The 6,290-nt window shown below is 72.4% G+C and carries 5 protein-coding genes; 2 read left to right on the top strand and 3 right to left on the bottom strand.

What is annotated here, in order from left to right; translation table 11 throughout:
• A partial coding sequence (locus C1I98_RS42035) for a hypothetical protein (protein WP_438672126.1) occupies positions 1–220 on the top strand: 220 nt, incomplete at its 5' end.
• Positions 221–289: 69 nt separating this feature from the next.
• On the opposite strand, the gene C1I98_RS33550 is transcribed toward C1I98_RS42035, so the two are convergent.
• Positions 290–637 (bottom strand): hypothetical protein, encoded by a 348-nt coding sequence (locus C1I98_RS33550; RefSeq protein ID WP_158558288.1) that lies wholly within the window; start codon positions 635–637, stop codon positions 290–292.
• Positions 638–778: 141 nt separating this feature from the next.
• Between C1I98_RS33550 and C1I98_RS33545 the strand changes: the two genes are divergently transcribed.
• Entirely contained in the window at positions 779–1,276 is a 498-nt protein-coding gene (locus C1I98_RS33545) for a MarR family winged helix-turn-helix transcriptional regulator (RefSeq protein WP_111171361.1), read from the top strand.
• Positions 1,277–1,298: 22 nt separating this feature from the next.
• Here C1I98_RS33545 and C1I98_RS33540 read toward each other — a convergent pair whose 3' ends face one another.
• Together C1I98_RS33540 and C1I98_RS33535 are read right to left on the bottom strand one after the other, a co-directional pair.
• Positions 1,299–2,999 carry an ABC transporter ATP-binding protein gene (locus C1I98_RS33540; protein ID WP_111171360.1) on the bottom strand — a complete coding sequence of 567 codons (1,701 nt, stop codon included), beginning with the start codon at positions 2,997–2,999 and terminating at the stop codon, positions 1,299–1,301.
• Positions 2,986–6,290 (bottom strand): non-ribosomal peptide synthetase (locus tag C1I98_RS33535; RefSeq protein ID WP_146607799.1); only part of this gene is annotated, 3,305 nt, incomplete at its 5' end. The genes C1I98_RS33535 and C1I98_RS33540, both read right to left, overlap by 14 nt.

Here is a 6,290-nt window from a genome sequence, read left to right as displayed (position 1 = left end):
GGGGGGCACCCTGGAGGCCGGTCCCCAGGGGGACGGGTTCAGGTTGCGGGCCCGGCTGCCTGTGGACGCGTCCCGGGACGCCCTGCAAGGGATCTCCACGCGGCGAGCCCTGGCGGCGGCGCGGCAGCGGCTGCGCCGTGGCCTGGTCGCCACCTTCTGGGCCCCGGCCGTGCTCGGCGTCGTCCTGGTCGCGGTGTTCCTGCTGCGCGGCGGAACCTAGCGAGCAGGCCATAGAGGTAACGTCAAGCCAGTTGGAGGCGGCGCCTTGCCGGGCATCTGATCCCGCCGGTCAAGGGCTCAGCAGCTCGCGGGCCAGCGCCTCGCCCCACCACTGCTCGATCTGGTCGGGCGACCAGGAGCGTTCGGTGTGGAGGGTGGTGTAGACGTCGATGCTGCACAGGGCGGCGTAGATGTCGACGGCGGTGGGGACGTCCAGGCCGGGCCGGAGCGTGCCGACCGGCCAGGAGGAGAACACCTGGGCGCGGTGCTCGCCGACCTGCCGCCGGCCCGTCAGGTAGAAATCCGCGAAATCGGGCTCGGTACGGCCCGCGTCGCGTATCAGAGTGATGAGTCTGGAAGAGGTAGGGCGGGGTGGCGGTGGCCTCGGCGAACGCGGCGGCGGCCGGTTCGAGGACAACGGCGGTCATCGGAGTGCTCCCTTGCTCGTCCCCGGGAGGGGCGGTTCTTGGTACGAGCAAGACACTAGAGCGCATTTCCCTCGCGCGCAAGCTAATCAGAATTAATTAACTTTTGAGCGCTCTGGAGGTACCATGCCCATATGACCTCCATCGACACCACACCCGCCGCCTCGCCACCCCCGCTCGACGGCCAGGAGGAGCTCCGCCGCCTGGACGAGTTCGTCTGCTTCACCCTGTACTCCGCCCAGCGCGCGGTGATGTCGGCCTACCGCCCAATGCTGGACAAGGTCGGCCTCACCTACCCCCAGTACCTGGTCCTGGTCGCCCTGCACGAGAACGGCCCGTCCCTGGTCAAGGGCCTGGGCGCGAAGCTCCACCTCGACTACGGCACCCTCACCCCGCTGCTCAAGCGGCTGGAGGCGGCCGGCCTCGTCACCCGCCGCCGCCGCTCCGATGACGAGCGCCTGGTCGAGGTCTCCCTCACCGACGAGGGCGTCGCGCTGCGCTTCCAGGCCAACGAGATCGTCCCGTCCCTGGACTTCACCCTGGGCCTGACCGACGCGGAGCTGGATCAGGTCAAGACGCTGCTGCGGCGGATGATCGCCAACGTCGCCGCGTACACCGGCACCACCGCCTGACCCACCGCCCTGCGACCTGTGGTCAGCGGGCCACCGCCTGGCGGTAGGTCTGGTCGGAGGTGAGGAGGTTTCTGTGGGTGTCCTCGGCGGTGATGGTGCCGCCGTCGAGGACGAGTACGCGGTCGGCGGCGTCCAGGATGGCCGGGCTGCTGGTGATCACGATGGTGGTGCGGTCCTCGCGCAGGTTCGCGAGGTTGCGGGCGATGAGTTGTTCGGTGACCGCGTCCACTGCCGTGGTCGGGTCGTGGAGGACCAGGATGGCGGGGTCGGCGGCCAGGGCGCGGGCCAGGGAGAGGCGTTGGCGCTGGCCGCCGGACAGGTTGGCCCCGCGGTCGCGGACGGCGTGGTCGAGGCCGTCGCGGTGGAGGGCGACGACGTCGGTCAGCATGGACGCCTCGACGGCCTCGGGGATCATGCGGCCGGCGTCGGCCGGGTCGATGTTGGTGCGCAGGGTGCCCGCGAAGATCTCCGCGTCGTACGGGTTGACCAGCAGGTGCTCGCGTACCGCGTCGATCGACAGGTCCGCGAGCGGGTGGCCGCCGACGCGCACCACGCCCTCGTACGCGTCCGGCGGCACGTTCGCCGCCAGGATGGACACCAGGTCGGCCGCCTCCCGGGCCTGGTAGGCGGCGACGGCCACGAACTCGCCCGCCGACACATGGAACTTCAGGTCGCGCAGCGCGCCGTACCGCACCCCGTCCAGCTCAAGCCCGCCGTCCCCGGACGGCCGGGCCGACCCCGGGGTGAGGACCGGCGGCGCGTCCAGCACCAGCGCCATCCGCTCGGCCGACGCCCGCGCCACCACCACGTACTTCGGCATCTCCGAGAAGAGTTTGAGCGGTTCCATGATGAACTGCGCCAGCCCCACGGCCATCACGAGCTGCCCGATGGTGATGTCGCCGCTCAGCGCCTCCCAGCCGGCGGTCAGGGTGACCGCGGCGGCGAGGATGGCGTTGAGGGTCAGCGCGGTACCGGCGTACGCGCCGTTGACCTTGGCGACCGCGACCGCCTGGTTCCTGGCCTCGGCGCTGAGCCTGCGGTAGGACAGAAAGGCCGCGTGGTTGCCGCCGAAGCCGTGCAGCGGGCGCAGGCCGCTGATCAGGTCGGCGACCTTCGCGCCGGCCCGCGCCACCCGGGCCTGCTGCTCGCGCGTGCCGTCGCCGATCCGTTTGGACATCACGCTCAGGATCGACAGGATCGCGACGGTCCCCACGATCACCAGCAGGCCGAGCCGGACGCTGGCGATGCCCAGCGCCACCGCCGTGATCAGCACCGCGACCAGTGAGCTGATCAGCAGCGGCACGACCTCGATGATGTCGGCGGTCTGGTCGGCGTCCTCGGTGGCGATGGTCAGCACCTCGCCGGACTTCAGGCCGGTCTTCCTGGCCACCGGCTGGAGCCCGCAGGCCGCGACCCGCACCCGCCAGCGGTGCGCCTCGGTCGTGTTGGCCTTCTGCAGGATGCGCATGCCGAACCGCCACGACAGCGAAACGGTCGTGATGATCATGGCCAGCGCGGCGATCGACAGGGCCAGCGAGCCCAGGCCGCGCTCCCGCATGGTGTGCTCGACGATCAGGCCGAGCGCGATGGGGAAGGCGGTCTCGCCCGCCTGGTACATGCCCATGAGCAGGGTGCCCCAGGCCATCGCGCTGGCGTTGCGGCGCAGCGCGGTCCGCAGGATGGCCGCCCCGGTGCGGGGCTCTGGCCGGTCAGGAGTGGTCATCGAGGTGCCGGGCAATCGCTTCCGGGGTTCGCAGGGTGAGCAGGTCGCGGATGGTGATCACGGGGCCGTACTCGCGGCGGAGCAGCCCGACCAACCGTACCGCCAGCATGGAATGCCCGCCGAGGGCCCCGAAGTCGCTCACCGCGCTCACCTCGTCGTCGTCCAGGTCCAGGGCCTCGGCGAAGTACTCGCACACCACGGTCTCGGTCTCGGTCGCCGGGCCGCGCTCACCGCCCGTGGTCAGCGCGCCGAGCGGCCTGGCCGGCGGCAGCGCCTTGGCATCGGCCTTGCCGTTCACGGTCAGCGGGATGTGATCGACCTGGGCGTAGTGCGTGGGGCGCAGGTGATCGGGCAGCCCGGCACCGACCTCGGCGGCGACGGCCGCGAGGTCCGAACCGGCCAGCACCAGGTAGGCGGCCAGCCGGTACGCGCCGTCCACCTGCGGGTCGGACTGGGCGACCGCGGCGGCGAACCGCACCTCCGGATGCGCCGCGAACGCCGCCTCGACCTCGCCGGGCTCGACCCGGTGGCCGCGGATCTTGACCTGCTGGTCGGTGCGGCCCAGGTAGGCGAGGTTGCCGTCGGGGCGGCGGGCGACGAGGTCGCCGGTGCGGTACATGCGCATCCCCGGACGGCCGAACGGGCAGGCCACGAACCGGTGCGCGGTCTGGCCGGGCTGCCCGAGGTAGCCGCGGGCGATGCCGATCCCGGACACGTACAGCTCGCCGGGCACGCCGTCCGGCACCGGGCGCAGCCATTGGTCCAGTACGTACACGTCGGTGTTGTCGATCGGCACACCCACCACCGGGTCCGCGCACTCGAAGGTGCCGACGCCGAGGGTGTTGATGGTGTACTCGGTGGGTCCGTACAGGTTGTAACCGGCCGTCCCCGGGGTCTCGGCGAGCCGCCGCCACAGCGCCGGGGTGACCGCCTCGCCGCCGAGCAGCACCAGCGGGGGCCGCCGGGCGGGGTCGTCGAGCAGCCCTTCCGCCACCAGTTGCTGAGCGTAGGTGGGGGTCACGTTGATCACGTCGATCCGGTGCGCGAGGCAGTACTCGACCAGCCGGGGCGCGTCGCGGCGCAGTTCCTCGTCGCAGATGTGCACCTCGTGGCCGTCGGCGAGCCACAGCAGCTCCTCCCACGACATGTCGAACGCGAACGACACCGTGTGCGCGATCCGGAAGACCCGATGGCCGTGCTCGGCGAGCACCGGCCCGAAGATCCGGCGCTGGTGGTTGATCAGCATGTTGGTCAGCCCGGCGTACTCGGTGACCACGCCCTTGGGGCGGCCGGTCGATCCGGAGGTGTAGATCGTGTACGCGGGGTGGCGCAGCCGGGCGAGGTCGCCGGGCGCGAACGTGACGTACGGGTCGGCGGGCGGCAGCGGGCGGTCCAGCTCGATCAGGTCGCCGGTCAGGCGGGGGGTCACCGCGCCGACGGTGAGGATCACGTCCGGGCGGGCGTCCGCGACGATGGCGTTGATCCGCTCGTCGGGGTGGTCGAGTTCCAGCGGGACGTACGCCGCGCCGGTCCGCAGCACCGCGAACAGCGCCACGATCGAGTCGAGCGAACGCGGGATCGCGATGCCCACGGTCCTTTCCGGGCCGATGCCGCGCCCGGCGAGCACGCCCGCCACCGCGCGGCTGCGGTCGCGCAGCGCGGCGAACGTCATGCTCCGGCCGTCCGCCACCAGCGCGACCCGCTCCGGATGACGGTCGGCGGCCCGGTCGAACCGGTCCACCACGGTGTCGGTGCCGACGTCCGTGCGCGGCCCCGGGGCGGGCGCGGGGGCGAGGCCGGGCAGCGCGCCCAGCGGGCCGGTGGACCGGGCCAGGTCGCCGAGTACGCGCAGGTAGTCGTCCAGCAGGCGGTGGGCGTGCCCGGCGTCGCCGTACCGGTACTCCAGCTTGACCGTGAGCCGGTCGCCGGGCGTGACGACCCAGGTGAACGGGTAGTGCGTGGAGTCGTCGGCCCGCACGGCGGTGATGCCGTGCCTGGCGTTCATCCGCGCGAACGCGTCCAGGTCCAGGAAGTTCTGGAGCACGAACAGGTTGTCGAACAGGGTGTCGTGCCCGCCGGCGCGCTGGATCTCGCCGAGGCCCAGGTGCTCGTGTTCCATCGCGGCGACCCGGTCGGCCTGCACGGCGGAGAGGTACTCCGCCACCGTGTCACCGGGCCGTGGGCGGGTCCACATGGGCACCGTGTTGAGCAGTACGCCGACGACCTCGGCCAGGCCCTCGCCCTCGCGGCCGGACACGGTCACGCCGAACACGGCGTCGCCGCGGCCGGTCCGTGCGCCGAGCAGCAGGCCGAACGCGCCGGTCAGGACGGAGTTGAGGGTGACGCCGTGGGCCTTGGCCGTGGCGCGCAGGCGTTCGGAGTCTTCGGCGGACAGGGTGCGGACGAGCGCGGGCGGCAGGTCTTGCGAGAGCGTGGGCGCGGGCCCGGCGAGCAGCGTCGGGCCGGACAGGCCGGTCAGGTGGCCGGCCCAGAAGCGTTCGGCGGCCGAGGCGTCCCTGGCGGCGAGCGCCCGCGCGTGGTCCTCGAAACTCGGGGCGGCGGGGACCGGGTCCAGTGGATCTCCGTCGAGGACGGCCTGGTAGGCGTCGAACAGGTCGCGCAGCACGATCTCCCGCGACCAGCCGTCCCACAGCAGCAGGTGGTAGCTGAGCAGCAGGCCGTCACGGTCGTCCGGCAGGCGTACCACGGTCAGCCGGACCAGCGGCGGCTCGCCGGGGTCGAAGCCGGTGGCGCGGTCGCGGGCGCGCAGTTCTTCGACGTCGGCGTCTGTGGAGAGTACGACCGTGCGGACGTCCACCCGGCGGCCCGCCGCGAGGACCTGCACCGGGGTCCCGTCGTCATCGGCGGTGAAACCGGCGCCGACGACCGGGTGGCGGGCGATCACGTAGGCCATCGCCTCGGCCAGGGCGGCGGGGTCCAGCCGCCGGTCGAAGGCGAAGTAGCTCTGGGCGACGTAGTGGCCGGTCGAACCGGTCAGTTGGGCCTGGTAGTACAGGCCCTTCTGGAGGGGGGTGACCGGTGCGGTGCGTACGGCGGTGGCGTTGGCGATCTGCTTCAGCGCGTCGAGCCAGTGGTCGGTCAGCTCGTCGGGGACGCCCTCGGCGAGGGTGAAGGTCGCGCGCAGGGTTTCGGCGTCGAGCCACGCGTTGACCTCGACGGCGTACGGGCTCTGCCGGTGCCGGTCGCCGCCGGTGATGGGCAGGGCCTGGGCCTCGGTGGCCCGGCCCAGGTAGTTGAACAGGACCTGGGCCGGGCCACCGAGGCCCAGGC

Source organism: Spongiactinospora gelatinilytica (assembly GCF_003236385.1).
Taxonomy (GTDB): domain Bacteria; phylum Actinomycetota; class Actinomycetes; order Streptosporangiales; family Streptosporangiaceae; genus Spongiactinospora; species Spongiactinospora gelatinilytica.
This window is presented reverse-complemented; position numbering and strand designations above follow the sequence as displayed.